The organism is Streptomyces sp. NPDC048506 (assembly GCF_040651315.1).
GTDB lineage: Bacteria > Actinomycetota > Actinomycetes > Streptomycetales > Streptomycetaceae > Streptomyces.
The window spans coordinates 165,399-191,434 of record NZ_JBEZIX010000003.1; the positions used below are offsets into that span (position 1 = coordinate 165,399).

A 26,036-nucleotide genomic window follows, 5' to 3' on the forward strand; every position below is an offset into this window, starting at 1 on the left:
TCCGGCAGGTGCAGGTACAACCAATTGTCCGCCTCCGACCGCCGCCCGGCACCGCCACGGCGGCCGGAAGGGGCCTGACCTCAGGCGCGGCGCTGTTCGGTGTGGATCCCGACGGCCTCGGCGATGCTCTGCACATTGCCGAACCGCTCGTGGGCGGGCAGCCGCTCGGCCATCCTGACCAACTGGTCCGGTGCGTTGTTGCGGCGCAGCGTCTCGATGATCGTGTTCTTGTCGGCCGGGTACAGGCTCCGGCCGAGGTGCTGGGCGAGCTCGGAGCGCAACCCGACGTCCTGCTCGGTCATGCCACTCGGCGTGCCGCCGCGGAAGCGGCTCTCGGGTGACCAGGCCGCCACCGGCTGGTCCTCGCCGGCCGGCTGGAGTTCGTGCTCCTCGTTCGCCCGCAGCGAGCGCTCCGCGGTCAGCTCCCCGCGCAGTAGCCGCTTCATCACGTCGTCCCGGGCGGGGCCGGTCTTGTCCGTTCCGTGTTCCATGACCATGGCTGCCTCCGGCTCTACGTGTCGTACAGACCCGACGCGTCTCTCCCAGTTTCCCCGGTCCCTCCGCCCTAACAACCCGACGGCGCCTTTCCCGGGCCGCGCACGGAATTCGTGCGGACGGGCACGGAAGGTGAGCGAGGGCGGCGCCGGTGCCGTGGGAGCGTATGGGCATATGCCCGGAATGCATACGCCCTGGGGGAACGGGAATTCGTATGACAGCCCACCGCACCCGGTGGTGGTCACCACGCCCACTCACGAAACCCCACCGCATACTGGTGGAAGCGCAGGATCCGGGGAATCCGAGGAATCCGAGGAGGCAGCGCCATGCGACTCTCGCTCCTTCGGCCGGTCATCGACCGGCCGGGCCCTTGGGCAACGGTCTACGCCGATATCCAGCACGGCACCGAGGACGTCGAAAAAGAACAAGAGTTGCTGGCCAGCGCCACCACGGCGCAACTCTTCGCACTGGGCGCGGACGAGGCCACCTGTGGTGCCGTGCACGAGGCCCTGATCGCGCCGCGGCGCGTCGAACCGGGTGTGCACACCGGGCGGGTGCTCTTCGCCGCCGACGGCGTGGTCGTGCTGGACACACCACTGCCCGGGCCGCCCGCCACCCCCTTCGCGGCCTGGGGGCCGGTGCCCCGGGTCACCCCGCTGCTGGCGGCGGTCGGCGACGATCCGGTGTGCCTCGTGGTCCGTCTGGACCGGACCGGGGCGGACCTCTCCGTCCTGGGGGCGCCGGCGACCGAGGAGGACGCCGGACGGGCCACCGGCGCCGAACGGCCCGCCCACCGCACCACCGCGGCCGACCGATCCGAACGGCACGTCCGGACCCCGGCCGAGAGCACCCGGGAGCAGACCGCCGGGGAGATCGCGGACGCCACCCGCGAGGCCTTCGAGAGCAGCGGTGCCGAGGCGATCGTGCTGATCGGCGAGGCCCGCGAGCGGCATCTGGTGCACGAGCGGCTGCCCGAGCCGCTGCGCGCCGTGACCTACGAGAGCGAACACGGCGCCCGTGCGCCCGGCGCCGAGCACGACCTGGTGGAGCGGGACATCGCCCAGGTCCGGGCGATCCAGGAACGCGAACACGAGGTGGCGGTGACGGACCGCTTCCGAACCGGCGACCGGCCCGGCGGGCAGCGCGCCCGGCGCGCCGCGAGCGGCATCCCCGAACTCGTCGAGGCGGCCCGGGAGCACCGGATCGACACCCTGCTGGTCGGCACGCACGGCGCGGATGTCGCGCGGCAGGTCTGGGTGGGCCCCGGTGTCGATCAACTCGCGGTACGCGGAACGGAGTTGGTCGGTCTCGGCGAGGACCATCCGGCCTGCGCACGGGCCGATGACGCCCTGGTGCGGTCGGCGGCCGCGAGCGGCGCCGAGATCGTGGTGATCCGCGATCCCGAACGGGCCCCGGAAGGCGGGCTCGGCGCGATCCTCCGCCGGACGGAGGAGGCGCCGCCGGGGTGAGCGCGCGGCGCCGAACCCCGGCGGCGCACGCCTCAGTCCTGCGCCTCGGCCGCCACCGGCTTCGGGATCAGGAAGGACGTGGCGATGGCCGCGGCCAGGATGACCACGCCCGCGATCATGCCGGCGGTGTAGCCGCCGGCCGACGCCGGGTCCGTCGGTGCGGCAGCGGTCTTGACCGCGTACAGCACCGCGAAGCTCAGGCCCGCGCCGAGGTTGAACGCGCCCGCGTTCAGGCCGGGCAGGAAGCCGGGGTTGTCGCCGGGGGAGAGGACGATGCCGAGACCGTTGAGGACGATGTTCGCCACGCCCGCATAGGTAACGCCCACGAGGATGGAGGTCACCAGCAGCAGGACCTGCGAGTGGCTGTGCATCGTCAGCAGCATCAGCACGACGGTCGCCACCGAGCCGACCAGGCCCAGGCGCAGCACCCGCCCGTACCCGAAGGTGGCCGCGAGTCGGCCGGCCAGCGGGCCCATCGCCAGTCCGGCCAGCGCGTACGGGGACAGCGTCCACCAGGCGGACTGCTCGGCGCTCATGCCGAGACCGGCTTGGGCGTCCTGGGCGAAGGCCGGGATCAGCCCGTTCATCACCGCGAAGACACCGGTCATGGTGAGCACGGTGGTCAACAGGGTCGCCCAGGTGGCGCGCTGCTTGAGGTGCCGGGTGGCGACCAGCGGGTGTCCGCTGCGGTCCTCGGTGCGCCAGAACAGGGCGAAGGCGGCCGCGGCCACGACGACCAGGACGGCGATCAGCGGCCAGTCGGCGGCGGCGAGTTTGCCCGCCTCGTTGAGTGCGGTCAGCAGCGAGCCGACCGAGACCACGAGCAGGGCGACACCGGGCCAGTCCATCCTGGCGGCGCCCGGCATCCGGGATCCGGGGTGCCCGGGCGCGTCCAGAACCGGTGCCCGCGACTCCGGGGTCAGCGTGGCGACCAGTACGGCCGCGACGGCCGCGACCACCGCCATCGCCCAGAAGACCGAGCCGAAGCCGTGGTTGTCGGCGAGGTAGCCGCCCGCGAGCGAGTCGACGCCGGCGATACCGCCGTTGACCGCGGTGATCACACCGAGCAGGGTGCCGTACCGCTTGGGTTCCTGGACCTCGACCCGCAGCATGATCAGGCACAGCGGGACGACCGGACCGCAGACGCCCTGGATGATCCGGCCGGCGAACAGCATCGGCACGCTGGTCGCCAGGGCGGCGACGACGCAGCCGACGACCATCAGGCCGAGCATGCCGGCCAGCACCCGGCGGCGTCCGATGACATCGCCGAGCCGGGGGAGGAAGAGCGAGAACAGCGCCGCCGAGGTGAAGAACGCGGTCTGGGTGAGGCCGATCTCGGCGGAGCTGGCGCCGAGGGTGTCCTCGATGTTCTTCAGCGCGGGGCTGAGCATGCTGGCGTTGAGCTGGAAGGCGAAGCAGGCCGCGAGCAGCGCGGTGAGCAGGACGCCTATGCGTACGCCGGAACCGGTGCCGCCCGCCGCCTCGACGGGGCGCGAAGTGGTGGACGTGCTCATGCCTCGACGTCACCGATCCGCTGGAGTGCGTCCACGACCAGGTTCCAGAACCGCTCGTGGTCGAGCTCGACGGCGACCTGGGTGGTGCAGTCGTCCGGCGCGGGGGCGCGGAAGTCCGTGACGGTCATGCCGACCGTCAGTGCGCCCCGCAGCTCGATGTCCACCGGGGCCTTGCGCACGGTCATCACGTCCGGGTCGATGACGTAGGCGACCGCGCACGGGTCGTGCACCGGCGGGTGCTCGAAGCCCTGGTTCTCCCGGTAGGCCTCGCGGAAGAAGTCCAGCAGCTCCAGCACGAACCGCGCGGGGCGGGTACCGACCGCGGCGATCTTCTCCTCGACCGCGGGGGTGGCCAGCGCCTGGTGGGTGAGGTCCAGGCCGACCATCGTGAGCGGCCACTTCTCGTTGAAGACGATGTGCGCGGCCTCGGGGTCGATCTTGATGTTGAACTCGGCGACCGCGCTCCAGTTGCCCTGGTGGTAGCCGCCGCCCATCAGCACGACCTCACGGACCCGCTCGACGATGCGCGGCTCCTTGCGCGCCGCGAGCGCGATGTTGGTCAGTCCGGCCGTCGGCACGATGGTGATCTCGCCGGGCTCGTGGGACATCACCGTGTCGATGATCAGGTCGACGGCGTGCCGGCGGTCCAGCTCGATGGTGGGTTCGGGCAGCTCGGGGCCGTCCAGACCGGAGTCGCCGTGGACCTCCGGTGCCGTCTCGATGTCCCGTACCAGCGGACGCGGGCAGCCGGCCGCGAACGGGACGCCGGTGATCCCGGCGATGCGCGCGACGGACAGGGCGTTGCGGGTCACCTTCTCGACCGTCGCGTTCCCGACCACGGTCGTCACCGCGACCAGCTCGACATCGGGGTTGCCGTGCGCCAGGAGCATGGCGACCGCGTCGTCATGCCCCGGGTCGCAGTCGAGGATGATCTTTCTGGCCAACGGACGAGCCCCTTTGCTCTGCGGAACGGTGGTGCGGGGGGTGCGGGGTGAAGTCTCTGGGGGAGCGCCGCAGGGGGCTGCTGCCGTGGGAAAACGTTCTCCGAGAATTTGGCTCATTACCGCGCCGAATGTCAACGGAATGTGAGCCAAACGACCGGTTGATCCGGATCGCCGATACGGCGGGTGACCGGTGATAACGTTTGCCGCCATCCGTCGCCGTCATCCGGGGATCCGCTCGACAAAAGGGGCGCACCACCGTGGCCGAAGTCACCTTGAAGGACGTCGCGCTGGCGTCCGGCTGCTCCATCGCCACGGTCTCCCGCGTGCTGGCCGGCACCCGCCCGGTGGGCGCCGAGACCGCCCGGACCGTACGCGAGGCGGCCGAGCGCCTGGGCTACCGGCCCAACCACGTGGCCCGTGCGCTGCGCAGCCGCTCCACCGGCACCGTCGGCCTCGTCCTGCCGCAGATCACCAACCCGTTCTTCCCCACCCTCGTCCGGGAGCTGGAGCACGCCCTGCACGCCGAGGGACGGGCGGTGCTGCTCGCCGACTGCGACGACGACCCGGTCACCGAGGCGGACCGGATCGGCGCGCTGCTGGCCCGTCAGGTGGATGCACTGCTGCTGATACCGGTCGACGAACGGCGCAGCCGGGAGGCGGTGGCCGCGGCGGCCGCACAGGTGCCGCTGGTGCTGCTCGACCGCGGTTGCGGCCCCGGCGTCGCGGACTCGGTCGCCGTCGACAACGCGGCAGGGATGGCCCTGGTCCTTGAGCACCTGGCCGCCACGGGGCGCCGCCGCCCCTGCTTCATCGGGGCGGCCGGCACCGCCTCGGCGGCGGCCGAGCGGCGCGCCGCGTACGAGTCGGGCGCGGCGGCCCTGGACCCGCGGGCCCCCGGGCGCACGGCGCTGGGCGACTTCTCCGTGGAGTGGGGGCGGGCCGCCGTCGACCTCCTCTGGCCGTCCCGGCCGGACGCCGTGGTCTGTGCCAACGACCTCATCGCGGCCGGTGCGCTCCAGCGGCTGCGGCAGTTGGGCGCGGACGTGCCGGGCGAGGTCGCGGTCACCGGCTTCGACGACATCCCGCTCGCCGGCCTCGCCGACCCCGCGCTGACCACCGTCCGTCAGCCGGTCGGTGAACTGGCCGCCGAGGCCGCCCGGTTGCTGGGCCGGCGTCCGGCCGGGGGAGTGGTCGGGGCGCGCCGCACGGTCCGGCTCGCGCCCGAGCTCGTCGTCCGGGCCTCCAGTACACCTGGCGGCGTGGCACCGGTTCCCGGGCAGGATCGCCGCTCCAGAAGCGCCGAGAGCACTCTCTGACGCGACGTCAAGAGTTCGTTCCACGGCAGGCGGTGAGTGGTCGACCAGCTCCTCCGCGACCCCTTGACCGTACTCGGCCGGCGAGTAAAGTCCAGACCAATTACCTCACCCTCGCGCTATTCACCCCCCTCGCGAAAGGGTTGACATGGACAGGAAGAGAAGGCTGGCCCTCGCCATCGGTGCGGGCGTCGCCCCACTGCTCGTCGTCACCATGCCGGTCACTCCGGCCAGTGCCCACGGGTATGTGTCCGCACCGCCCAGCCGGCAGGCGCAGTGTGCGGCCGGCACCATCGACTGCGGTCCGATCAAGTGGGAGCCGCAGAGCGTCGAGGGCCCCAAGGGGCTGACCAGCTGTAGCGGCGGCAACGGTCGGTTCGCCGAGCTCGACGACGACTCCAAAGGGTGGCAGGTCACCCCGATCGGCAGCTCCCAGACCTTCACCTGGCGATTGACGGCACGTCACGCAACCAGCACCTGGCAGTACTTCGTCGGCGGCACGAAGGTCGCGGAGTTCGACGACGGCGGCGCCCAGCCGCCGGAGACCGTGACCCACACCGTCGACTTCGGCGGCATCACCGGCAAGCAGAAGATCCTCGCGGTCTGGAACATCGCCGACACCGCGAACGCCTTCTACGCCTGCATCGACGTCAACATCGGCGGCTGACGCCACTCGACCCCTCCCGTCCCCCACCGCCTCGTCGCCCCGCACCGTCCGCCATGCGAACGGCGGCCGGCAGGGCGAGGAGAGCGGTGGGCGCACCCGTTACGATCGGCCCATTCATGGCCGTTGTGCGTGGCCGCTGCCGGGAGGAAGAGATGGGCCTGTTCCGCCGAGGACCGAAGCGGGATCCCCGCGACCTGGTACGCGATGGGGAGTTCAGCTTCTTCTCCGAGCGCGAAGGCGGAGTCTTCAGATCCCAGGTCCGGCAGGCCTTCGCGGAACAGGGCCTGGAGGTGACCGCGTACGCCGGAGTGGTCACCGACTCCGCGGGGCGTCAGTTCGGCCTCGGCAACCTCGCCGCGGTGTGCCACCGCGACCGGCGGGGCGAGCGCAGCTGGCCGGCGCTGATCCGGGACCACGTCGGCAAGGTACTGCGCACGATGGACGGCCCGCAGCCCCTGGAGATCCTCAGCGAGGACGAGATCCGGGCCTGCCTCTACCCGCGGGTCGTCGCCCAGGAGACGCTGCCGGCCTCGGACTCCTTCCGCTACGGCCGGGAGCCGGCGCCGGGGCTGCGGGAGGTCCTGGCGCTCGATCTGCCCGAGGCGGTGCAGATGCTGAGCGAGGACTCGCTGGCGGACCTCGGCGACGTGGCCGAGCTGCGGATCCGGGCGATGAACAATCTGCGGGCGCTGCCCGTCGAGGGGCACGAGACGGTCCGGCGCGGCGACGGGACGGCGTTCGAGGTTCTGCTGGGCGACTCCTTCTTCACCGCCAGCCGGGTGCTGGTGCTGGACGAGTTGGTACAGCGGCTCATGGGCACCGGGCTCACCGCGGACGGCGCGCTGGTGGCCATGCCCTTCCGCCACCAGCTGGCGTTCCACCGCATCCACGACGCCCGGGTCATCCCGGCGTTGCAGGCCATGGCGCAGTTCGCGGCGGCCGGGCACGAGGACGCGGCGGGCGCCATCAGCCCCAGGGTGTTCTGGTGGCGGCGGGGCGTGATGACGGCGCTGAGCGAGCCGGACGGCGACGGGCTGCGGGTGGTGGTGGACGAGGAGTTCCAGGAGCTGCTGGAGCGGCTCGTCCAGAGCGGGGACTGACGGGCCGCACGGCCGGCGGGGTCTCGACGCGCCCCTGGGGTCCCCGACGGGCCGGTGGGGTCCCGACGGGCCGGTGGAGTCACCGACGGTGTGCCGCGAGGGCGACCGGACCGTACCGCGCAAGATTTTTTGCGAAATCTTCACGTGCGGGGAACCGATGCCCCGCCCCGCCCGTTCACATAAGTGAGGCCCTGCGCTCTCCCCCGTGCGTGGGGCCTCACCTCGCGCCCGGGCCCTTCCCTCCGCCCGGCCCCGATCGCTCCCCGAGCCGCGCCCGTTCCCCGTCGGTGAGCAGCCGGGAGCGGATCAGGAAGCGGACGCCCTCCGGCGCCTCCAGCGAGAACCCACTACCCCGCCCCGGCACCACGTCCACGGTCAGATGCGTGTGCCGCCAGCGTGCGAACTGGTCCGCCGACATCCAGAAGTCCACCGGTTCCGGCACGCCGGCCACGCGCAGCCGCGCCAGCAGCACGTCCGCCGCCCCGGTACGGAACTCACCGGCCGGGTAGCACATCGGGGCGCTGCCGTCGCAGCAGCCGCCGGACTGGTGGAACATCAGCGCGCCGTGCTGACCGTGCAGCAGGCGCAGCAGTTCGGTCGCCGCCGGGGTGAGCGCGATACGAGAGGCGCCCTCCGGTTCTGCCGCGTCCGCGGCGGTCGCGTCCCGTCCGTCGCCGCCGCCCATCAGCGCCGGCCCGCGCGCGTCGGGCAACGACCGATCAGTGGCGGCCTGGTGCTCTCCCATCGGTACACGTGTCGTCGTCCCCTTCCTGGCCCGCGACGGAGGTGGGGACCCAGTCAACGCCTCGCTACGTTGCACGGTGGTTGCACCCGACGGGCGACGGTCTGCTACCGCACGGGTGCGAGCCGGTACGCGCCGCTCTGCGAGGTCACCCGTCCGCCGGTGGGCGCGGGGAAGTGGCTGCCCAGGACCAGGGTGTCGGTGTCGGCCAGCGAGGCGAGCAGGCGGCGCCGGGTGGCGGCCGCCTGGCCGGGGTCGATGTCCACGCAGCTGGTGAGGCCCGGGTGGGGCAGCTGGACCGGGTGGTGGATCGCGTCGCCGGTGATCAGGGCGCCGGCCGTACGGCTGCGCAGCTGGACGGAGAGGTGGCCGGGCGTGTGTCCCGGCGTGGGGAGCAGCCGGACGCCCGGTGCGATGTCGGTGCCCTCGGCCGGGGCGTCGACGAGGTGGAGCAGACCGGCGTCCCGGACGGGGTGGACGGAGTCGCGGAACATCTCCCGCCGGGCGGCGTCCATGTCCGCCCCGGCCCAGTGGTCCCACTCCGCGCGGGCCGTCACGTAACGGGCGCGGGGGAAGGTGGGCTGCCACGTCCCGCCGTCCGCCCGGGTGTTCCATCCGACGTGGTCGGTGTGGAGGTGGGTGAGGATCACCAGGTCGACGCTCTCCGGGGCGAAGCCCGCGTCGCGCAGCCGGGTGAGGTAGTCGCTGTTCAGCTGGTTCCAGGCCGGGTTGGCGCGGTTCTTGCCGTTGCCTATCCCGGTGTCGACGAGCACCCGCAGGCCGTCCACCGAGAACGCGAAACTGTGGCTGGCCAGCCGCAGGGCTCCGGCGTCGTCGGCGAAGTCGGGCCGCAGCCAGGGCACTTGGGAGACCGTCTCCGGGCTCGCCTCGGGCAGCAGCCAGGCGCCGGTGGGCGGGGGCAGCGGCACCTCGTCGATGCGGTGGACGGTGAGGTCGCCCACGGTCCACCGGGCGGCGGACGTGGCGGACGAGGTGGCCGAGGGGCTGTCCATCGGCGTCTCCCTTCCTTCGTAAAGGCTATCTGTTTGCGTTAAGAGACCCTAGCCCGTAATCTCCGCTAACGCAAAGACTTCGCTTTTGCCCTCCCGGGGTGCTGTCGCCTTCGGCCCACCGCCGACCATCACACCCCCCGCGCCCAGGAGTTGCCGTGTCCGCAACCGAACCCACCGCCCAGGACGTCGCCCGATGGGCGCGCCACGCGGGTCTCCCGTTGGCCGTCGAGCGCCACGCCGATGTCGCCGCCGTCGCACACCACATCCACACCGTCATCGGCACCCTGCGCGAGGTGGACTTCGCGGAGACCCCGCCCGCCGCCGGCTACGCCTTCGCCGCGGAGGTGCCCGATGCATCCGTATGAACTGACCCTGGCCGAGGCGGCCGCCGCGGTGGCGGCGCGGCGGCTCTCCCCGGTGGAGCTGACCGAGTCCGTTCTGCAACGGATCGGTGCCGTCGACGAACGGCTCGGGGCCTATGTCACCGTGACCGGTGAAGCGGCCCGCGCGGCGGCCGCCCGAGCGGAACGCGAGATCGCGGCCGGTCGGTACCGCGGCCCTCTGCACGGCATCCCGTTCGCGCTCAAGGACCTGATCGACGTGGCCGGGATGCCGACCACCGCCAGCTCCCGCGTCAGGGCGGACCACCGCGCGCGGGCGGACAGCGCCGTGGCCCGCCGACTGTCCACCGCCGGCGCGGTGCTGCTGGGCAAGACGCACACCCATGAGTTCGGCTACGGGCTGACGACACCTCAGACCCGGAACGCCTGGGACCACGGGCGGGTCGCGGGCGGATCGAGCGGTGGCTCGGCCGTCGCGGTCGCCGCCGGAGCGGCCACCTTCGCCCTCGGGACCGACACCGGCGGCTCGATCCGGGTGCCCGGGGCGCTCAACGGCCTGGTCGGACTCAAGCCGACGTACGACCTGGTCTCCCGCGACGGCGTCACCGCGCTGTCCTGGTCCCTGGACCACGTCGGCCCGCTGACCCGTACGGTGCGGGACGCGGCACTGGTCCTGTCCGCACTCGCGGGCCCCGACGGGCACGACCCGGCCGGCCCGCGCACCGCGCCGACCGGGTACCCGTTGCCCGGCGACGGCGGAGACCTGACGGGCCTGCGCGTCGGCGTCCCGGTCGACTACTACTTCGACCGGGTCGCCCCCGAGGTCGAGGCCGCCGTGCGCGGTGCCCTCGCCCGGCTGGCGGACCTGGGCGCCGACCTCGTCGACGTCGAGATCCCCATGACGCGCTACGTCCAGGCCACCCAGTGGGGCCTGATGGTCCCCGAGGCCGCCGCCTACCACGAGCGGACGCTGCGCACGGTCCCCCAGCTGTACGCGCCGGACGTCCGGGTCCTGCTGGAGGCCGGTGCGCTGGTGTCGGCGGGCGACTACCTACGGGCCCAGCGCTCCCGCACGCTGATGCGCCGGGAGTGGCTGCGGCTGTTCGACCGGATCGACGTGCTGGCGGCGCCGACGGTCCCGATGACGGCGGCCCCGTCCGACCAGGAGACCGTCCAATGGCCGGACGGCAGCACGGAGACCGTCTCCGACGCCTACGTCCGCCTCTGCGCCCCCGCGAACCTCACCGGTCTGCCGTCCCTGACCCTCCCGGTCGGCCGGGACGATTCAGGCCTGCCCATCGGAATGCAGGTGATCGGGCGGCCCCTGGACGAGGTAACGGTGCTGCGCACCGGTCACGCCTACGAATCGACGGAGGCGGCAGGGTGTTGTTCTAAGGTGAGCCCATGAGTCCCAAGCCGATGGCCCGCCCCGGGGGGCGCAGCGCCCGGGTCCAGGCGTCGGTGCACGCCGCCGTGCGGGAGATCGAGGCGGAGCAGGGCCGTGCGGCGCTGACCGTGCCGGCCGTCGCGGCCCGCGCGGGCGTCACCCCCTCGACGATCTACCGCCGCTGGGGCGACATCCACGAACTGCTGTCGGACGTCGCGGTCGAGCGCCTGCGCCCCGAGGAACCGCCGGCCGACCACGGCAGCCTGCGGGCGGACCTGACGTCCTGGGCCCGCCAGTTCCTCGACGAGATGGCCTCCGGCCCGGGTCGCGCCTACATCCGCGACGCACTGCTCGGCGACCCGGACGGCAGCAACGCCGGACGGTGCTCGGCGTACGCCGCCGAGCAGATCGAGGCCGTACTGGCCCGCGCGACCGAGCGCGGTGACGACGTCCCGACCGTGGAAGCCGTCCTGGACCACGTGGTGGCGCCGATGATGTACCGCATCCTCTTCCGCCCGGGCGAGCTGCCGCCGTCCTACGCGGACCAGCTGGTCCGGGCGGTACTGGCACCGCCGCCGTCGCACGCCTGACGAGCCGCCCCGCTACGCCGCGGACACCGTCCGCGGCCCGGCGAACGTCGCCCTCAGGACCGCGGTGTAGCGGCGCAGCAGCAGGACGGCGGTGGTGGCCAGGCCGGTGAGCAGGCCGAGCCAGATGCGGAGGCCGCGCAGCAGCCCGACGCCGATGTCGGCCGCACCGCCGGTGTCGAAGAACGGGCTCAGGACGAGGCCGGGCAGTGTGACGTAGACCAGGCCGACCACCACCATGACCGCGGCGGCACAGGCCGGCGCGGTGTTCTTGAGCCGCAGGGCGGTCTCGGTGCGGCCGAGGGCGAGTTCCCGGCTGACGTTGATGGACGCCGCGTGGGAGAGCCCGACGGCGACCTGGAAGACGATGTGGACGAGCTGGTTGACGGCGGTGTGCGCGGCCAGTGCGGCGCTGCCGAAGGAGCCGGCCATCAGCGCGGTGACGGAGAAGAAACCGGCCTCGGAACCGTAGGTCGCGGCGATGGGGACGCCGAGTCCGACCAGGCGGCGGACCGTGCGGCGGTCGGCCCGGGCGATGTTGAGGCCGAGCCGCGGGGCGAGGACCGGGTCCCGCCTGGCCGAGGCGTACAGGGCCAGGAACGACAGCAGGTACACCAGGGAGGTGGCCACCCCGACCCCGGAGAGGCCCAGCTGTGGCAGTCCCCAACTCCTGTTGATCAGGGCCCAGTTGAGGCCGCCGTTGACGGTGACCGAGGCGACGGTGATCCGGAGCAGGGCCTGCGGGCGGCGCATGCCGACGGTGAACTGACGGACCGTCTGGAACCACAGGCACGGCAGCAGGCCGGGAGCGAGCGCCGACAGCATCGTCCGGACCCGGTCGACCACATCGGCTTCCTGACCGAGCCAGGTGAGGGCACGGCCGACGAGGAGCATCAGGACCGCTCCGACCACACCGGCCAGGGTGGCGACGGCGAGGCCGGCACGGGCGATCGCACGGACCTCGTCGCCGCTCTCCCGCCAGGCATCGCCGTGCAGCGGGTGTGAGGCCGCCGCCGTGCCCGCCGCCCGGACGCCCGGCCGCCGCACGGGGCGCTGCCTCGGCCGCCCGTACGGCGGCCGGCGCCGGATCCCCGCTCCGGCAGGCCGGTGGGCGTGAGCCGGGGGACAATGGGGTGCGGGGAAGTGGTACTGATGTCTCCGTGGCGGCTCCGCAACCTGGAGGAAGGCGACCTCGACCAGGTGGTGCGCATCTGGGAGGAGTCGCGGGACACCGCTGCGGATCCGGCGGTGAGCCTCGCCGAAGTGGTCAGTGCGCTGCACAGCGACGGGCCGGCGGTGGTGGCCGTGGTCGGCGATCAGGTCGTCGGCGCCGTGGTGTCGTCGGTGGCGCAGGAGCGGGCATGGGTGCTCCGGCTCGCCATCGCCCGCCAGTGGCGGCGGCACGGCATCGGCTCGGCACTGCTCGCCGCCCTGGAGGAGCGCCTGGAACGGGCGGGAGTGCGCCGTATCGGGGCACTGCTGCCGGAGGGGGAGGTGGGCGAGCAGGCCTTCACGAACTCCGGATACACCAGGCGGCCGGGCCTGAGCTACTTCGAGAAGCTGCTGACCTCGGATTCTGCCGAGGCCACCGTGCTCGACCAACTCGGCGGCGTGGTGCCCGAGGACGGGCTGTGGGAGCGCATCGCGGGGATGAGCGCGGAGAAGACGTTGATCGAGCGCCGACTGGTGCTGCCGCTGGAGAACCCGGGCGTCGCGGAGCGCTATCGATTGGTGCCGCCGCGTGCCGTGGTGCTCTTCGGGCCGCCCGGCACCGGCAAGACCACGTTCGCACGGGCGGTGGCCTCCCGGCTGCGCTGGCCGTTCATCGAGGTGTTTCCCTACCAGCTCGCCGACGACGCACACGGTGTGGCGGCCGGTCTACGGCGCCTGTTCGCTCGCGTCGAGCACCTGGAGCAGGCCGTGCTGTTCTTCGACGAGGCGGAGGAGATCGCCTCCGAGCGACAGGACCCGACCACGCTCGCCCATCGGGTCACCAACGAACTCCTCAAGCTCATCCCGGAGTTCCGGCGCGGCGAGCAAAGGCTGCTGATCTGTGCGACCAACGCGGTGCGCTCGCTGGACCCGGCGTTCCTGCGCCCGGGGCGGTTCGACTACCTCATCCCGGTCGGTCCGCCGGATGCCGAGGCGCGACGCGCCATCTGGACCCGCTACATCGGACCGGACCGGGTGGTCGACGTCGAGCTGGACGCGCTGGTCGAGGCGAGCGACCGCTTCACCCCGGCCGACATCGAGTACGCGGCACGCACCGCCGCACAGAGCGCCTTCGAACGACACCTGGCAGCGGACCCGCAGCAGGCCCCCGACCCGACCGGGCTCACCGGCGACTACCTCCAGGCCATCGTCGCGACCCGCGCCTCGCTCACCGAAGAGGACATCCGCGCCTTCGACCACGACCTCAGGGCCGCCGCCCGGGTGTGAACGCCCCCGGCCGAGGCCCGTGCCGTCCGGCGCGCCCCGGTCGAGCGCCCCGTCGCTCACTCCGGTGAACTTCGCCGCCTGTTGGAACGTCGGTGGGACCCCGGCCAGCTACATCGACGTCGCGGCCACCGTCGGCACCGCGCACTTCCTCGTCCCGCCGATCGTCTTCACCGAGACGGACGGCTGCTACCACCTACAGTTCGACTTCTTTCGCAACACATGGTGGTGAAGCACCAGCAGTCCAGGGTGCCCGTCCCCAGGATCAGCTCGCTCGCCGAGCTGGACCTCGACGAGATCGAAGAGGGCAAAAGCCACCCCTGGATGGAGGCCGTCCACCCTTCACTGATCACCGGCGGCTCCGGCGAGCGCCGCACCCCCTGGTGGGCCGAGGACGAGGATTCACCCCTGGCCGACGAGCTGTGCGACTACGTCACTGACTACCCGTACGAGGACGAGGACGAGGACGAGGACGAAGACGACGCAGACGAAGACGACGCGGTGACCGGGGAGGAGGGCTCGCACGGCGACTGAGCGACGCCGCCGCCGGGCGCGGCCGGACCGCATGCCGTCGGCCGGGAAGCCCGCGGGAGCAGGCGAGGCGGAACGGGTCGGCCGCCGTCAGACGAGCCTGGCGGCTTCCTGGCGGACCTGCGCTGCCTGCTGTTCCTGTCCGGCAGCGGCCAGCAGTTCGCCCAGGCGCCCGAGCGCCGCCCTCCGTTGGGTCTGAAACCGGCCCGGCCGCATCCGGGTGAGCTCACGCCAGTGCTCGGCAGCCGCCCTGGCCTGCGCCAGTGCCTCCTCCTGCCGGCCCTGAGCGGCCAGCTCGTCGCGGCTGCGATCGGACTGCTGAGCCAGCCGCAGCAAGGTCTGTGAGCGATCCTCGGCCGGGGCCGGGGCCGGAGCGGAAGCCTCCTCCCTGGCGACCCTGCGCCGGCGAACGGCCACGCTCAACGCCCCCACCAGGGCGATCAGCCCGCCGGTGAGGACCGCAGAAACCAGCTTGTGCAGCAGATCCGTCATCACAGTTCCCGTTCATTCGCCGGGAATCGCGCCCGTACGGGAACGCGCCCGGCAGTTCTCGTCAGAGCCCGACGCCGCGGTATCGGCGTGGGCAGCGGTGGTCGTGCACGACAGATCCTGTCCGAGGGAGCCGGCGGTCGTCGTTGGCCTCCAGCGCACATGTGTTGGCCTGGAACGCACTGACGTCTCTCGGCGTCTTGGCACTGTGTCGAGCAGTCCGCATCAGCGGGATCACGAGGAGCCGGGAGCAGGGATGCATCCAACAGTCATCGACACCGTCGAGTTCCCCGTGAACGACCGGCCCGAGGCATGGGCCGAGACCATGGCCCTGGCGCAGGTGACCCAACGCGTGAGATTTCTCGACACCGCGACGTTCGGAGCACGGATCGAGTTGATGCCGCTGGGCATGGGACAGGTCTCCGCCCTCTCCTACGCCTCGGTGATCGCGCAGCGGACGCCCAGGCTCGTCCGGCAGTCCGATCCGGAGATGTACCACGTCGCCGTCGTCACGGCCGGCGAGATAGGCATCGACCAGTACCGGCAGAGGGCACTGCTCAGACGCGGGGACATGGGCTTCTTCGACAGTTCCCAGCCCTTCGACACCTTCGCCGGGGACACCCCGGGAAGGACCCTCCTCTTCCAGTTCCCCAAGAAGCTCCTGCGGCTTCCGCACGAACAGTTCACCCGCCTCTGCGGACTCTCCCTACCGTGGACCGAGGGCGTCGGCCGGCTGTTCGGCCAGTTCCTGGTGGGGCTGGCCGAGGAGTACGTCCAGTGCACACCACAGGACGTCACCCGCCTGGGAGGCACCGCCCTCGACCTGCTGTCCACGGTGCTGGCTCACCACCTCGACCGCGGCAGCGCACCGTCCGGCGGGGCCGCCTCCGGAGAGTCCGGCCAACACGTGCTGTTCCTACGGATCAGCGCCTTCATCATCGAGCATCTGCGGGACCCCCACCTGGGACCGGAGACCATCGCCTCGGCCCACCGCATCTCCCTGCGCTATCTGCACCGCATCTTCCAGCAGAACGGCACCACACCCCGGGCATTCATCCGTCAGCAACGACTGGACCGCTGCCGCAAGGACCTGGCCGACCCCGCCCTTCGGCACCTCACGATCCACACCATCGCCGCACGCTGGGGCTACCCCCAGCCCGACGGCTTCTCCCGCACCTTCCGAACGGCCACGGGCATGTCCCCCACCGAATATCGCACCGCCATGCACACCTCCTCGGCCCGGACTCCAGCCGCCGGACAGGAGGACGACACCCCGGACCAAGGCCGGCACGACACGGCGCGCTCACGTCGGGCTTGAGCGGGCGGAATCCGCCGGGCCTGTGTGCTGTTCCAAGAACAGCACAGGACCATGCCCCGCACGTACTGGAGGAAGAAACGTCATGCCGAGCGCCTCGCAGGAATGGCATCTGGTGAAACGCCCGGTGGGACGGCCCGCCGCAGGAGACTTCCGCCTGGTGGAACGGGCATTGCCGTTACCCGGCGACAACGAAGTGCTGGTCCGCAACACATACCTCTCGATGGACCCCTATATGCGGGCGCTCATGGGCGCTGCGGAGGCCGACATCCCGTCCTACCAGCTGGATCGGCCGATGACGGGTGGGGCCGTCGGAGAGGTGGTCGAGTCGCGGGCCGCTGGGCTGGCCCCGGGGGACCTGGTGCTCAGCGACCTCGGCTGGCGCACCGCAGCTGTCGCCGACGCCGGGCGCTTCATCAGGCTGCGGCGGGTCGAGGGCGTGCCGGACTCCGCGTTCCTCGGCGTGCTCGGCATGCCCGGACTCAGCGCCTACGTCGGGCTGATCGAGATCGCCGGACTGCGCGAGGGCGAGACCGTCTTCGTCTCCGGAGCAGCCGGAGCCGTCGGCAGCCTGGCCGGCCAGATCGCCCGCCTTCGCGGGGCGAAGGCCGTCATCGGCAGCGCCGGCTCCGACGAGAAGGTGAAGTACCTGACCGGCGAGCTCGGTTTCACCGCCGCCTTCAACTACAAGGACGGCAGCGTGCACGAGCAGCTCCGACGGGCCGCCCCGACCGGCGTGGACGTGTACTTCGACAACGTGGGAGGCGACCATCTGGAAGCGGCCATCGACGCGCTGAAACCGCACGGCCGGGTTGCCCTGTGCGGGGCCATCTCGGGCTACAACGCCACCGAGCCACCGCCCGGCCCGCGCAACATGGTCGACCTGGTGAAGAAGCGGCTCACCCTGCGCGGCTTCGAAGTAGGAGACCACGCCGCCCTCCAGCCCCAGTTCGTCCGCGAGACGAGCAACTGGCTGGTCGACAACAGGATCACCTTCCGGGAAACCGTCGAAGACGGCATCGGCAACGCGGTGAACGCCTTCCTCGGCCTGATGTACGGGCGCAACACGGGGAAGATGCTGGTCCGTATCTGACGGTACGTCCGTACCTCCGAGACCGGTGGCACCGAGGACGCAGCGACGACAGCCCCCCAGGGTGCCGGCATCCCCGGCCGGCGCGAGTGGCCGGGGACGACGGGAACGCGACGGGAGCCCGCCATCTGACGATTAGTCAGGCGCGACAGCGCAGCATCTCCAACGGCGGCTTGGCGAGGAGGTCCGCCCAGAAGTCCTCGCCGAACTCACGGACGCCGGCTTCGGACACCCGTAGCGGAACCCACTCCACCTCACTGAACCCGGTCGCCCGCAGACACTCCTCGTAGACCTCGCGGCGCGGGGCCGTGGTGACGATGCTGATCGGCTGCGGGTCGAGGAGAGCCGTGACCCGCACCCGCGGACCCGTCTCGCTCTCCTCACCGGTCGGCTCGCAGCGGAACCCGTACTTGTCCAGGGACGGACAGTCGAATCGGTAGTCGGGCTTCTGGGCGAACACGAAGAACTCTCCACCCGGCACCAGGCTCCGGTGGATGTTGCGGCACATCCGCTCCATCACCGCGGTGTCCTCTGCGTAGTTGAGGCACTGCACGCTCACCGCGATGTCGAAGCGCCGGCCGAGAGGCCGCAGTTCGGCCACGTCACCGACCTCGTAGTGCACACCCAGCGCGTCACGCTGCTCGATCTTCCGCGCGGCGGCGATCATCTCGACGGAGATGTCGACACCGAGGACATCCGTGGCGCCGCGCCGCTTGAACTCCCTGCTGTAGAAACCGGTGCCGCACGCCACGTCGAGAACCGACCTGCCGCTCACGTCCCCGACCATGCCCAGGAAGCTCGGCACCTCCCCGTAACGCGTCAGCGGCAGGGACTTGAACCCCTCGAATGCCTCACCGATCTCGTCGTACTGCTGCACGCTCACGTGCCGTCCCCTCCTGCGCTTCGTCCTGTACGTGGCCACGCCGGCCCTCCGGATTTCAGAGGCTCGCCGGGCCGCCGTCGTGGCAGAGAGTCTCCTCCGCACCTGTCCGGCCGCCGTACTGGCAGATGACACAAAGAAGGTGACCGCGTGACCCTCCTATCGCCCAACACCACCGCACACATCATTCAAGACGAAGCCCCAGAGCGCCCTGCGCGTCCGGCCCCGCAGGAGGTCATGAACCCGTTGCGCCACCCCGGCACAGTGGCAGTTGTCGGACAGACGACGGGGCCCCGTCAGAGTGGCAGGTCATGAGCGAGGGCACTCATCACGGCCCGGGTCTTGGTCTCGCCGGATTGCGGCAGCTCGACTTTGCGCCTCCGCAGGGTCTGTTGGAGCTGCTTTTCGACCTCGGCCGCATCGGCCGTACTCGCGCGCACCGAGACTTCAAGGAAGCGCAAGCCCCTGATGGTCCACTCCTCGATGGCCACGGGGCGGGGCAGAGTGTCCCATTCCTGTTTCCACTTGACGGCGTACACCGGGCCGAGCGCTCTCAGATCCATGAGGTCGCCCTTCTTCAACCCGACGGCGTCCTCAAGGAGGTGGCGGTGCGGCTTGGCAAGGAAGTGATCCAGCGCCCCGCGCTCGGGTCTGAGCGCTGCCTCGACATGCTTCGCCTCGACCTTCCGCTCGGCCTGTAGTGAGGCGGACAACACAGGCGTGAAGGCGGGACCGGTCCGGTCCTCCTCGATCGTGAACTCCCAGTCGTCGTCCTCATCCTTCAGGTTGGTCTGCCAGTCGCCCGGCAGCGGCGGGCACGGCCGCAGCTTGACCGTCATGTCCGTCTCGCGCTTGGACCCATCGGCCTCGTCGTCCATACGCAGGCGGAGGATGACCCCGCGGTCGAGGAAGGGCAGCGAAACGCCGTCGCCGCCCTTCCTCGGGCTGTCCCAGAAGTGGATGGTGCGACTGCGGCTCTCGCTCCCCTGGAGTTCGAGCGCACAGGCTGCCTTCCGGGCCTCGTCTCCGGAAAAGCTGATCTTGATTTCCGCGGCCGTGGCCGTTGGAGTCGCCGTCATAGTGCTGTTATCGCACGATGTGCATGACGGTGCACCCCAAGGCCTGTCCGACGGGTCAGGGCCGGAAAGGCCCTGGCCGCGTCGGAACGCCGGAGGTGTCCGGCTCGGCCCGGCGTGTCACCCTTGCCGGGCCGAGCCGCTCCGGCTTGTCGTGCGCCGTCGGTTTCGCCCGGGCCGCGCCGGAGATCCGCCGTTCCGTCGTCGGGCCCGCCGCCGGTCACGCCATGACGAGCTGACGGGTGGCGAACGTCCTACGGGCGTTTTCGAAAGTGGATTCCATGCGTGCCACTTGGCCTGCCGAGAACATGAACATCGCCACGTCGTCGGTGTAGTCCATGAAGTTCATGAACATGTCCCCGTTCGGCGCGTTGTTGCACGTCACATGCGGGAATGCGGGAGTCCCGAAATTGGGCCCTTCCTGGTTCGGGGTGTCCGCAACGAAGTCGTCGCCGGCGCAGCCCCGCTTGTCGCCCCAGATGTGTCGCAGATTGAGCCAGTGCCCGATCTCGTGCGTCGTGGTGCGGCCGCCATTGAACGGTGCGGTGGCGGTCCCGTTGGTTCCGAAGCCGGTATGGGTGATGACGACACCGTCCGTGGCTGCCGGTCCACCGGGGAACTGCGCGTAGCCGAGCAGCCCTCTTGTCAGCTGACAGACCCAGATGTTGAGGTAGGCGTCTGCCGGCCAGGCATTCTGACCCCCGCTCTGTGCGAACTTGACCTTGTTGTCGGTTCGCTTTTCGGGATCGGGGGAATTGGGGTCCGGGGCGTCGAAGGAAGCGACCGAGGTCCTGGTGCGCGTGATGCCGTTCGTCGGCTGGCCGAGCGGATCGGTGCCGGCGAGGTGGAAGCCGATACGGGCGTCGGCAACGATGTTGCGCCACGCCTGCGGAACGTTGCCGACGTCCAGGTTCTGTTTGCGGAAGTCGCGGTTGAGCACGTCGATCTGACTGCGGATCTGTGCATCGCTGATGTTCTGCTCATCGGTGCTGTGCACGACGTGCACGACGACGGGGATGTCGATCACGCCCTCCCTCGCCGTTCTTCGCTCTCCGCTTTCGTGGGCGCGTTCATAGGCGGACGCGGTCTCCTCGATCAGCGCGCGGTTCTCGGCGTAGTCGGGTGTCGTGTCGAGGAGTGCGTTGTGGCCCCTCATCGTGCCGCACCAGTCGGTGTACTCGGGCGAAGTGCTGCGTTCGGTTTCGTCAGACATGGTTAAGTCACCTGCCCAGTGTCTGGAGATGCCGCTCGTGATTCGAGCGCCGAAGTGTGTCCACCTTGGACGGAAAGCGCGCGGGGCCGGACGCCCTGCTGCGCGGGCACATCTGCCGCCACCCCTACACTTGAGAGTAGGCATGACGGACAAATGACGCAAATGGCGTATTTGGCAGCGAGGTGGTTAAGCGATGAACGAACTTCCCCGCACTCTGTTTCAGAGGTGGTGGCACTCCTTCGAAGAAGACGTCGAAGGAGTCACCGTCTACCGACCCGACGACTACGACTTCCCGCTTGCGCGCGGTCGTGCCGGGCTGGAATTCCAGGCAGACGGCACCTTCATCGACTACTCCATGGGCCCGGCAGACGCTCCGGAGTCGGCGCCCGGTCGATGGCGCCTCGCGGAGAACCGTCGTCTGACGATTTCCTTCCCCGGAAGCGAAGAGCCGGACCGCGAGTTGGAGATCGTGCGCTGCGACGAGCACATTCTGGAGATCCGCTCGACGTCAGGGTGATTCTCCGGCAAGTCGCCGAGCAGCGAATCGCCGGCCGTCGAGCAGTCAGAAAACCACGTCCAAGAGGCCTTCTTGTACGGCTGGTTCGAGGGCCGTCACGCGGAGGCCACGACCTCCCCGGTCGTGATCTGGGGTGGGTTGGGGAGCAGTGTCGCGAGGGTGTCCCGCGCGAAGTCCGCTGCTCTGGCGACCGACTCTTCGGCGCCGGCCTGGTCGCGGAAGATGCTGGTCGAGACCATGACTCCGTTCCCGGCGTCGATCCAGTAGTAGGCCACGAAGCCGGGGACCTGGCGCATGAGTGGTACGAACCCTTCGTTGACCAGGCGTCCCGCCTCGGCTGGATCGGTTACCCCTTCGTACCGTCGGACTGCTGCGTACATGGCCGATCTCCTCGTGCGGGTCGGGGCGTGCTCTGTTGGAACGCCGTACCCCTGTGGCGGCTGCCCGGCTCGTGAGAGGTCCGGAAATCACCTGAAGGGTCGTCTGCGGTGATCCGAACGGCGTGCTGGAGCGGTGGTCGCGGTCGTTGTGTACTGCCGACGGCGCCCGGCCCGGCTCCAGCTGAAGGGGGCTGTTCGGACTGGCGGTGGAATCAGGCATGGTTGGCGGGATTTGTCGTGGATTCGTAACGGAGCCGGGCGGGGGGCAACGGGCGGGTCGGCCAGCTCATCTGAGTAGGCAGCGAGGCGCACCGGGCGCCTTCGCGAAGGGGTGGGTCTCCGCAAGTGGGGGAGACCCACGGGAGGGAAGTCCATGACCAGGACGAAGAAGACCGGGTTAAAGGCGCTGGGCGGCCGTGTGGCCGTGATCGGTGCGCTGGGTGTGTCCTCAGTGACTCTGGCCGCCGTGCCGGCGTTCGCCAAGGGCAGTGTGGACATCACGGCGCCGCACACGGCGCACACCGGCAAGGCCTTCACGGTCACGGCGCACGGGGACGACGACGCAGCCGTCTACCTGCGGATATGCCTGGAGGGCCGCAGCGGCGGGCAGGCGTGGCACCAGGTGACCTGCGGCGCCGTGGCTGCCACGGGCACCGACGCGCAGGCCACCGCACACGTCAAGGCCACGCACCGCGGCGCCTTGCAATACCGTGCGGTCGTGTACGGCCTGACCAGCCCGAACGACCGCCATCCCGTACGTGAGAGGACCTCTGGCGTGGCGACGGTCGACGTCCGCTGAGGTTGCTGCGCGGCCGTGGACAGCCAGCACAACCGCTGTCCGCGGCCGCGCGCCGTTCAGGGTGGCTCCCTGATCCAGCTCGGGCGGAGGTGGCTGGCGAAGAGCTTGCCGGCGCGCTCAAGGGCTCCGGGACCGTGGCAACCAGAGACGACAAGAGGGCCCATGTCTTCCACGGCATCGTCACCCTCGCTCGCCTGATCGGGCTATGGCTCCGGTATGGGCCTGCCGGGCAGTCACCGGGCGTTCCGCCGGCCGTGGCGCTCCCGGTTCCGTGCCACCTCCTCGGCACTCACCGACGAATAGATGGCGTACACATCTCCGATACGGTCGTCGCCGCGCCGACGTTGCTGCCATTCTTCGTACGCTCGGAACACCATGACGGACACCTGCGAAGCAGGCTGCCAGTGCTGTGTGAAGGCCGGAGTGTTCACGTCCGGGACGTCTTCCAGGCGCACGCCGCGCTTCCCCAGCAGCCGCTCCAGTTTGTCGAACCGAAGACGACGGCCGAAGCGCCCGTACCGGTCGCGAATTGAGCTGGTGACGATGCTGCCGCCCCAGTGCGAGAGGCGATGCACCTGAAGGGTGAAGTGGTGCCCCTCCCAAGGGTGTTCCGGCGATTCCCGTATCCAGAAGAACTCGGCCATTCCGTAGTCGCGCCACATGCTGTGGTCGTCAAGGGAGTTCTCGGCGAAATCGGAACCCAGGATCGCTCTGACCCGGTCGGGGCTGTCCGTCGGCTTGGCGCCGAGCACCGTTCCGGAGGCGACCACGTCCATGTAGAACGCGAGGGAATGCGGAGTCAACTGGTCCTACCTTGACGGAGTCGAGACGGTCATAAGCAGCGGCCTCAGCATAGGCGACCGGGACACCGCAAAGATCCGTCGGACAGACCCTGGAAGGCCACGGGTCATCCCCGTGCTCCGCGTTTCCCGGCAGTCTCCGTCGGCCCTGACTCTTCCCCCTCTTGCCTCGTTTCCGGCCCAATCCCGTGTGTACCCCATTCCCGCGTGCATTCCATTCCCGTGTTCCATGCGGCTTACGTCTCCCCTGGTCAAGGCCGTTTCTGCGTTCCAGGGTCCCGAACCACCCGGCCTTCGTTGCGGTCGTGACGGGCCACCCCACACGCTGGGATCACCTGAGCACCACATCGAAGCCACCCGTGGTGGTTGCGAAGTGAGCTCCCGGTTCGACATTTGACGAGGAGAATCTGTGATCTCGAAGACGAAGAAGGTCGCGCGTTCCGTGGGCGTGGCGTTCGCCGCGGCCGCCGCGTTCACGATGACCGTGCCGACCGGCAACGCTTTCGCCATCGACCATGTCGCCTGCCGCGGTGGGGAGAACTTCCTGAAGATCTGGTCGCACAACGGCGGTAACCAGAGCGTGGACTGCTACGCGAACGGCGGGAAGACCGACTTCGGCGGGTGGTGGGTCGACAAGATCTCCACGGGGAACAACGACCTGATCTACTACGACGCCAACGGTGATTCGGTGAAGATCGAGCGGTGGCACGAGATCTCGTTCCCGAACCGTCCGCCGAAGGTCACTGCCATCGAAATCCTGTGACGAGTTGACGGACCAGTCGTCAGGGATGGCCATTTTCGCCGAGGGTTCATTCCTGGCTTCCGCCGCTTCCCGGGCGGGCATCGGATTATTCATAGTGTGAACTTGCCTGCACCCGCCTCACTGATGCCGGCCATGCCTTTTCGGGCGTGGCCGGCATGGTGCGATGAGTGGGTAGTTGGAGCGTGCAATGGAGCCTCCAGGTGCCCTTCGCTCCGTCGTCCAGGGCGCCGTCGGACGATTTCTTGACGCCTGTGCTCGAGTTCGCCGACCGGGACGAGCTCGAGGCTCAGACTTGGGCCATGCCGCCGTCGACGCTCAGGTCCATGCCCGCGCAGAAACTGCTCTCGTCGGATGCGAGGAAGAGGGCGGCCGCGGCGACTTCCTCGGGGCGCCCCAGGCGTCCGAGGGGGATGACCGAGGCGAAGGCTGCCCTGATCGCGTCGGCGGCTTCCTTGGAGTCTGCTTGGCTGTCCATGATCGGGGTGTCGATCGGGCCGGGGCTGAGGTTGTTGACCCGGATGCCGCGGTCTCCCAGCTCCTTGGTCCAGGTGCGGGCGTAGGAGCGCACGGCGGCTTTGGTGGCGCTGTAGGTGGTGTACTTCGCGGCGCCGGTGTAGGCGGCGATCGATCCGACGAGGATGATCGATCCGCCGTCGTTCATCAGGGGCAGCGCTTTTTGGGCGGTGAAGAGGGTGCCCCGGGCGTTGAGGTTGAAGGTGCGGTCGAAGCTCTCTTCGGTGATCTGGCCGAATTCCTGCGGATCGACCAGACCCGAGTTGGCCACCACGACGTCGATCTTCCCCTTCTCCTTCGCGATGGTCTGGAAGAGACGGTCGAGGTCGGCGGAGACGGTGACATCGCCCTGGACGGCCATGACGTTCCTGCCTATCTCGTCCTGCGCTTTGTCCAGTTCGGGCCGGCGCCGCCCGGTGATGAACACGTAGGCGCCTTCCTCCACGAACCTCTGCGCGATCGCGAATCCGATACCGCTGCTGCCGCCGGTGACGAGGGCGACCTTGCCGTCCAGCCTGTTCATGGCTGTGACCTTTCATGCGTGAGTCGTGTGAATCGTGTGAGCTCCGGTGGCCGATCTCCGTGGGTGTTTCGCCCGGTTCGACTACTGCCCGGTTCCGTTCTCATCCGGCGATGACGTCGAACTCGTTGCCTTGTGCAGCCGGTTCTTGACCGACTTCGGTTCGGGGCCCTGGTGGAAGCTCAGCCGCGCTGTGGCCCCGTCCGGGTCGAGGGTGGCGAATTCGGGGACCGAGCCCGGGGCGACGTCCCGCCCGAGTGCCTCGGCCCGGAAGCGGGCGAGTTTCTCGGCGTGGATGGCGTCGAGGCTCAGGGCGAACACGGTGTTGCTTATGCGTGTCGTCCTCTCAAGGGTAGGCAGGTTCAGATGGCGGTGCGGCCGCCGTCGACGGCGATGGTCGCGCCGGTGGTGTAGCCGGCCTTCGGCGAGACGAGGAAGGCGACGACCTCGGCGATCTCGGTCGGGTCGGACGCGCGTTTCATCGCGGTGGTCTCGGCGAGGGCGTCAAACAGGTCGCGGGCCTCGGGCCGGGTGTGGACCGGGCCGGGGGCGACGGTGGCTCCACCTCGGTCACCGTCCGTCTCCCTCCCGGTGCTGCGCGTCGCCGACCGGCATCGACGCCCAGCTCCGAATCGAGCCTGCGCCCGGCCATACGCCCGGCTCCGCCGTCGTATGGCTGCGGTCCGGCACGGAACGGGCGGTGTTCGCCAGGGATCTGCTGCACAGCCCGTTGCAGATCGTGGAGCCGGACGACTGCCCCAGCTTCGACGAGGACGAGCCCCGCGCACGGGAGAGCCGGCGCCGGGTGCTGGGGGAAGCCGCGGACCGGGGCGCCCTGCTGTTCCCCGCACACTTCCCCGGGCCGGGCGCGGCCGAAGTACGGCGTGTGGGCGACCAGTTCGCGGTGAAGGATTGGGCGGCCTGGCGGTAACGGCGTTCTGCCACGTCCGACGCCCGTCGTCAGGACCGGGGATGCGCCGTCGGGTTCGACGCCGGTTCGGCCTGGGACGGCGGCGCCGATCAGAGCGGCGGCTGCGGTGGCCGCGGTGCGAGCCGCCGTCTCGGCGGCTGGTCATGCACGGCGCGACCCGGATCCGCGATGTCACCCAGGGCTCCGCCCGCTGGACTGCGGCGCCTGACGG

The 26,036-nt window shown here is 70.3% G+C and carries 31 protein-coding genes and 1 pseudogene; 17 read left to right on the plus strand and 15 right to left on the minus strand.

Translation table 11 applies throughout. The features are described 5' to 3' along the window. Positions 1 to 80: 80 nt before the first annotated feature. Positions 81 to 497 carry a DUF2795 domain-containing protein gene (locus tag AB0C96_RS03415; RefSeq protein WP_362913181.1) on the minus strand — a complete coding sequence of 139 codons (417 nt, stop codon included), beginning with the start codon at positions 495 to 497 and terminating at the stop codon, positions 81 to 83. Positions 498 to 821: 324 nt separating this feature from the next. On the opposite strand from AB0C96_RS03415, the gene AB0C96_RS03420 reads away from it, so the two are divergent. After that, positions 822 to 1,964, plus strand: coding sequence for a hypothetical protein (locus AB0C96_RS03420; protein ID WP_362913183.1), 1,143 nt, complete (start codon positions 822 to 824; stop codon positions 1,962 to 1,964). Positions 1,965 to 1,996: 32 nt separating this feature from the next. Here the strand turns inward: AB0C96_RS03420 and AB0C96_RS03425 are convergent, their stop codons facing one another. Together AB0C96_RS03425 and AB0C96_RS03430 are read right to left on the minus strand one after the other, a co-directional pair. After that, positions 1,997 to 3,478, minus strand: a complete 1,482-nt coding sequence (locus AB0C96_RS03425) for an MFS transporter (RefSeq protein ID WP_362913185.1) — start codon at positions 3,476 to 3,478, stop codon at positions 1,997 to 1,999. Beyond that, positions 3,475 to 4,422 carry a nucleoside hydrolase gene (locus AB0C96_RS03430; protein ID WP_362913187.1) on the minus strand — a complete coding sequence of 316 codons (948 nt, stop codon included), beginning with the start codon at positions 4,420 to 4,422 and terminating at the stop codon, positions 3,475 to 3,477. Before AB0C96_RS03430 ends, AB0C96_RS03425 begins: the two co-directional genes overlap by 4 nt. Positions 4,423 to 4,679: 257 nt before the next feature. On the opposite strand from AB0C96_RS03430, the gene AB0C96_RS03435 reads away from it, so the two are divergent. From AB0C96_RS03435 to AB0C96_RS03445, 3 genes are all read left to right on the plus strand, one after another. Then, the gene (locus AB0C96_RS03435; protein WP_362913189.1) at positions 4,680 to 5,738 is read left to right on the plus strand and encodes a LacI family DNA-binding transcriptional regulator; all 1,059 of its coding nucleotides are present in this window, start codon (positions 4,680 to 4,682) and stop codon (positions 5,736 to 5,738) included. Positions 5,739 to 5,883: 145 nt separating this feature from the next. Then, positions 5,884 to 6,402 carry a lytic polysaccharide monooxygenase auxiliary activity family 9 protein gene (locus AB0C96_RS03440; protein ID WP_362913191.1) on the plus strand — a complete coding sequence of 173 codons (519 nt, stop codon included), beginning with the start codon at positions 5,884 to 5,886 and terminating at the stop codon, positions 6,400 to 6,402. A gap of 152 nt (positions 6,403 to 6,554) precedes the next feature. Then, the gene (locus AB0C96_RS03445) at positions 6,555 to 7,502 is read left to right on the plus strand and encodes a hypothetical protein (RefSeq protein WP_362913349.1); all 948 of its coding nucleotides are present in this window, start codon (positions 6,555 to 6,557) and stop codon (positions 7,500 to 7,502) included. A gap of 217 nt (positions 7,503 to 7,719) precedes the next feature. On the opposite strand, the gene AB0C96_RS03450 is transcribed toward AB0C96_RS03445, so the two are convergent. Beyond that, a complete protein-coding gene (locus AB0C96_RS03450) occupies positions 7,720 to 8,187 on the minus strand; it encodes a DUF779 domain-containing protein (protein WP_362913351.1) in 468 nt (155 codons plus the stop codon). A 164-nt stretch (positions 8,188 to 8,351) separates the two neighbouring features. Then, a complete protein-coding gene (locus AB0C96_RS03455) occupies positions 8,352 to 9,257 on the minus strand; it encodes an MBL fold metallo-hydrolase (RefSeq protein ID WP_362913193.1) in 906 nt (301 codons plus the stop codon). Positions 9,258 to 9,412: 155 nt separating this feature from the next. Here AB0C96_RS03455 and AB0C96_RS03460 point away from each other — a divergent pair, with 155 nt between their 5' ends. The 3 genes from AB0C96_RS03460 to AB0C96_RS03470 are packed head-to-tail and all read left to right on the plus strand — an operon-like array spanning position 9,413 to position 11,575. Further along, positions 9,413 to 9,622 carry a hypothetical protein gene (locus AB0C96_RS03460; RefSeq protein ID WP_362913195.1) on the plus strand — a complete coding sequence of 70 codons (210 nt, stop codon included), beginning with the start codon at positions 9,413 to 9,415 and terminating at the stop codon, positions 9,620 to 9,622. After that, complete coding sequence (locus AB0C96_RS03465) at positions 9,609 to 11,006, plus strand: amidase (protein WP_362913197.1); 1,398 nt, start codon at positions 9,609 to 9,611, stop codon at positions 11,004 to 11,006. The genes AB0C96_RS03460 and AB0C96_RS03465 overlap by 14 nt, the downstream gene beginning before the upstream one ends. 11 nt (positions 11,007 to 11,017) lie before the next feature. Further along, positions 11,018 to 11,575 (plus strand): TetR/AcrR family transcriptional regulator, encoded by a 558-nt coding sequence (locus AB0C96_RS03470; protein ID WP_362913353.1) that lies wholly within the window; start codon positions 11,018 to 11,020, stop codon positions 11,573 to 11,575. Between the two features lie 12 nt (positions 11,576 to 11,587). Here the strand turns inward: AB0C96_RS03470 and AB0C96_RS03475 are convergent, their stop codons facing one another. Next, entirely contained in the window at positions 11,588 to 12,568 is a 981-nt protein-coding gene (locus AB0C96_RS03475; protein WP_362913355.1) for an MATE family efflux transporter, read from the minus strand. Between the two features lie 156 nt (positions 12,569 to 12,724). Here AB0C96_RS03475 and AB0C96_RS03480 point away from each other — a divergent pair, with 156 nt between their 5' ends. The 3 genes from AB0C96_RS03480 (at position 12,725) to AB0C96_RS03490 (ending at position 14,542) form a co-directional block, all read left to right on the plus strand. Next, positions 12,725 to 14,011: a bifunctional GNAT family N-acetyltransferase/ATP-binding protein gene (locus AB0C96_RS03480; protein WP_362913199.1), complete on the plus strand. Its 1,287-nt coding sequence runs from the start codon at positions 12,725 to 12,727 to the stop codon at positions 14,009 to 14,011. Positions 14,012 to 14,075: 64 nt separating this feature from the next. After that, entirely contained in the window at positions 14,076 to 14,240 is a 165-nt protein-coding gene (locus AB0C96_RS03485; protein WP_362913201.1) for a hypothetical protein, read from the plus strand. Beyond that, positions 14,237 to 14,542, plus strand: a complete 306-nt coding sequence (locus tag AB0C96_RS03490) for a hypothetical protein (protein WP_362913203.1) — start codon at positions 14,237 to 14,239, stop codon at positions 14,540 to 14,542. Before AB0C96_RS03485 ends, AB0C96_RS03490 begins: the two co-directional genes overlap by 4 nt. 87 nt (positions 14,543 to 14,629) lie before the next feature. Here AB0C96_RS03490 and AB0C96_RS03495 read toward each other — a convergent pair whose 3' ends face one another. Continuing rightward, positions 14,630 to 15,031 carry a hypothetical protein gene (locus tag AB0C96_RS03495; RefSeq protein ID WP_362913205.1) on the minus strand — a complete coding sequence of 134 codons (402 nt, stop codon included), beginning with the start codon at positions 15,029 to 15,031 and terminating at the stop codon, positions 14,630 to 14,632. 253 nt (positions 15,032 to 15,284) lie between these two features. Between AB0C96_RS03495 and AB0C96_RS03500 the strand changes: the two genes are divergently transcribed. Beyond that, the gene (locus AB0C96_RS03500; RefSeq protein WP_362913207.1) at positions 15,285 to 16,346 is read left to right on the plus strand and encodes a helix-turn-helix domain-containing protein; all 1,062 of its coding nucleotides are present in this window, start codon (positions 15,285 to 15,287) and stop codon (positions 16,344 to 16,346) included. A gap of 82 nt (positions 16,347 to 16,428) precedes the next feature. Further along, entirely contained in the window at positions 16,429 to 17,436 is a 1,008-nt protein-coding gene (locus tag AB0C96_RS03505) for an NADP-dependent oxidoreductase (RefSeq protein ID WP_362913209.1), read from the plus strand. Between the two features lie 136 nt (positions 17,437 to 17,572). Here the strand turns inward: AB0C96_RS03505 and AB0C96_RS03510 are convergent, their stop codons facing one another. From AB0C96_RS03510 to AB0C96_RS03520, 3 genes are all read right to left on the minus strand, one after another. Continuing rightward, positions 17,573 to 18,316, minus strand: a complete 744-nt coding sequence (locus AB0C96_RS03510; protein ID WP_362913211.1) for a class I SAM-dependent methyltransferase — start codon at positions 18,314 to 18,316, stop codon at positions 17,573 to 17,575. 293 nt (positions 18,317 to 18,609) lie between these two features. Further along, positions 18,610 to 19,392 carry a hypothetical protein gene (locus AB0C96_RS03515; RefSeq protein ID WP_362913213.1) on the minus strand — a complete coding sequence of 261 codons (783 nt, stop codon included), beginning with the start codon at positions 19,390 to 19,392 and terminating at the stop codon, positions 18,610 to 18,612. 217 nt (positions 19,393 to 19,609) lie between these two features. Continuing rightward, a complete protein-coding gene (locus AB0C96_RS03520; RefSeq protein WP_362913215.1) occupies positions 19,610 to 20,602 on the minus strand; it encodes a zinc metalloprotease in 993 nt (330 codons plus the stop codon). A gap of 193 nt (positions 20,603 to 20,795) precedes the next feature. Between AB0C96_RS03520 and AB0C96_RS03525 the strand changes: the two genes are divergently transcribed. Then, positions 20,796 to 21,119: a hypothetical protein gene (locus AB0C96_RS03525; RefSeq protein ID WP_362913217.1), complete on the plus strand. Its 324-nt coding sequence runs from the start codon at positions 20,796 to 20,798 to the stop codon at positions 21,117 to 21,119. Positions 21,120 to 21,214: 95 nt separating this feature from the next. Here the strand turns inward: AB0C96_RS03525 and AB0C96_RS03530 are convergent, their stop codons facing one another. Further along, on the minus strand, positions 21,215 to 21,499 hold the full coding sequence (locus tag AB0C96_RS03530; protein WP_362913219.1) for a hypothetical protein: 285 nt from the start codon (positions 21,497 to 21,499) through the stop codon (positions 21,215 to 21,217). A 373-nt stretch (positions 21,500 to 21,872) separates the two neighbouring features. Between AB0C96_RS03530 and AB0C96_RS03535 the strand changes: the two genes are divergently transcribed. Both AB0C96_RS03535 and AB0C96_RS03540 read left to right on the plus strand, forming a co-directional pair. Then, a complete protein-coding gene (locus tag AB0C96_RS03535) occupies positions 21,873 to 22,298 on the plus strand; it encodes a hypothetical protein (RefSeq protein WP_362913221.1) in 426 nt (141 codons plus the stop codon). Positions 22,299 to 22,411: 113 nt separating this feature from the next. Further along, a pseudogene (locus tag AB0C96_RS03540) lies at positions 22,412 to 22,516 on the plus strand (IS5/IS1182 family transposase); the annotation flags it as partial. 15 nt (positions 22,517 to 22,531) lie between these two features. Here the strand turns inward: AB0C96_RS03540 and AB0C96_RS03545 are convergent. Continuing rightward, on the minus strand, positions 22,532 to 23,074 hold the full coding sequence (locus AB0C96_RS03545) for a hypothetical protein (protein ID WP_362913223.1): 543 nt from the start codon (positions 23,072 to 23,074) through the stop codon (positions 22,532 to 22,534). 433 nt (positions 23,075 to 23,507) lie between these two features. On the opposite strand from AB0C96_RS03545, the gene AB0C96_RS03550 reads away from it, so the two are divergent. Continuing rightward, on the plus strand, positions 23,508 to 23,861 hold the full coding sequence (locus AB0C96_RS03550) for a beta/gamma crystallin domain-containing protein (protein ID WP_362913225.1): 354 nt from the start codon (positions 23,508 to 23,510) through the stop codon (positions 23,859 to 23,861). A gap of 286 nt (positions 23,862 to 24,147) precedes the next feature. Here the strand turns inward: AB0C96_RS03550 and AB0C96_RS03555 are convergent, their stop codons facing one another. The 3 genes from AB0C96_RS03555 to AB0C96_RS03565 form a co-directional block, all read right to left on the minus strand. After that, the gene (locus tag AB0C96_RS03555; protein WP_362913227.1) at positions 24,148 to 24,897 is read right to left on the minus strand and encodes a glucose 1-dehydrogenase; all 750 of its coding nucleotides are present in this window, start codon (positions 24,895 to 24,897) and stop codon (positions 24,148 to 24,150) included. A gap of 81 nt (positions 24,898 to 24,978) precedes the next feature. Continuing rightward, positions 24,979 to 25,215: a VOC family protein gene (locus AB0C96_RS03560; RefSeq protein ID WP_362913229.1), complete on the minus strand. Its 237-nt coding sequence runs from the start codon at positions 25,213 to 25,215 to the stop codon at positions 24,979 to 24,981. 41 nt (positions 25,216 to 25,256) lie between these two features. Then, complete coding sequence (locus AB0C96_RS03565) at positions 25,257 to 25,682, minus strand: SDR family oxidoreductase (RefSeq protein ID WP_362913231.1); 426 nt, start codon at positions 25,680 to 25,682, stop codon at positions 25,257 to 25,259. Between AB0C96_RS03565 and AB0C96_RS03570 the strand changes: the two genes are divergently transcribed. Next, complete coding sequence (locus AB0C96_RS03570) at positions 25,595 to 25,825, plus strand: hypothetical protein (RefSeq protein ID WP_362913367.1); 231 nt, start codon at positions 25,595 to 25,597, stop codon at positions 25,823 to 25,825. The genes AB0C96_RS03565 and AB0C96_RS03570 overlap by 88 nt on opposite strands. The last annotated feature ends 211 nt before the right edge of the window (positions 25,826 to 26,036 follow it).

Bases quoted from the DNA above. Each gene is read 5' to 3' on its own strand.
- AB0C96_RS03445 (WP_362913349.1), top strand. From the start codon at position 6,555: ATGGGCCTGTTCCGCCGAGGACCGAAGCGGGATCCCCGCGACCTGGTA.
- AB0C96_RS03545 (WP_362913223.1), bottom strand. From the start codon at position 23,074: ATGGACGTGGTCGCCTCCGGAACGGTGCTCGGCGCCAAGCCGACGGAC.
- AB0C96_RS03450 (WP_362913351.1), bottom strand. From the start codon at position 8,187: ATGGGCGGCGGCGACGGACGGGACGCGACCGCCGCGGACGCGGCAGAA.
- AB0C96_RS03520 (WP_362913215.1), bottom strand. From the start codon at position 20,602: ATGTCTGACGAAACCGAACGCAGCACTTCGCCCGAGTACACCGACTGG.
- AB0C96_RS03505 (WP_362913209.1), top strand. From the start codon at position 16,429: ATGCCGAGCGCCTCGCAGGAATGGCATCTGGTGAAACGCCCGGTGGGA.
- AB0C96_RS03515 (WP_362913213.1), bottom strand. From the start codon at position 19,392: ATGACGGCGACTCCAACGGCCACGGCCGCGGAAATCAAGATCAGCTTT.
- AB0C96_RS03495 (WP_362913205.1), bottom strand. From the start codon at position 15,031: ATGACGGATCTGCTGCACAAGCTGGTTTCTGCGGTCCTCACCGGCGGG.
- AB0C96_RS03525 (WP_362913217.1), top strand. From the start codon at position 20,796: ATGAACGAACTTCCCCGCACTCTGTTTCAGAGGTGGTGGCACTCCTTC.
- AB0C96_RS03425 (WP_362913185.1), bottom strand. From the start codon at position 3,478: ATGAGCACGTCCACCACTTCGCGCCCCGTCGAGGCGGCGGGCGGCACC.
- AB0C96_RS03415 (WP_362913181.1), bottom strand. From the start codon at position 497: ATGGTCATGGAACACGGAACGGACAAGACCGGCCCCGCCCGGGACGAC.
- AB0C96_RS03480 (WP_362913199.1), top strand. From the start codon at position 12,725: ATGTCTCCGTGGCGGCTCCGCAACCTGGAGGAAGGCGACCTCGACCAG.
- AB0C96_RS03420 (WP_362913183.1), top strand. From the start codon at position 822: ATGCGACTCTCGCTCCTTCGGCCGGTCATCGACCGGCCGGGCCCTTGG.
- AB0C96_RS03470 (WP_362913353.1), top strand. From the start codon at position 11,018: ATGGCCCGCCCCGGGGGGCGCAGCGCCCGGGTCCAGGCGTCGGTGCAC.
- AB0C96_RS03440 (WP_362913191.1), top strand. From the start codon at position 5,884: ATGGACAGGAAGAGAAGGCTGGCCCTCGCCATCGGTGCGGGCGTCGCC.
- AB0C96_RS03555 (WP_362913227.1), bottom strand. From the start codon at position 24,897: ATGAACAGGCTGGACGGCAAGGTCGCCCTCGTCACCGGCGGCAGCAGC.
- AB0C96_RS03530 (WP_362913219.1), bottom strand. From the start codon at position 21,499: ATGTACGCAGCAGTCCGACGGTACGAAGGGGTAACCGATCCAGCCGAG.
- AB0C96_RS03500 (WP_362913207.1), top strand. From the start codon at position 15,285: ATGCATCCAACAGTCATCGACACCGTCGAGTTCCCCGTGAACGACCGG.
- AB0C96_RS03535 (WP_362913221.1), top strand. From the start codon at position 21,873: ATGACCAGGACGAAGAAGACCGGGTTAAAGGCGCTGGGCGGCCGTGTG.
- AB0C96_RS03465 (WP_362913197.1), top strand. From the start codon at position 9,609: ATGCATCCGTATGAACTGACCCTGGCCGAGGCGGCCGCCGCGGTGGCG.
- AB0C96_RS03455 (WP_362913193.1), bottom strand. From the start codon at position 9,257: ATGGACAGCCCCTCGGCCACCTCGTCCGCCACGTCCGCCGCCCGGTGG.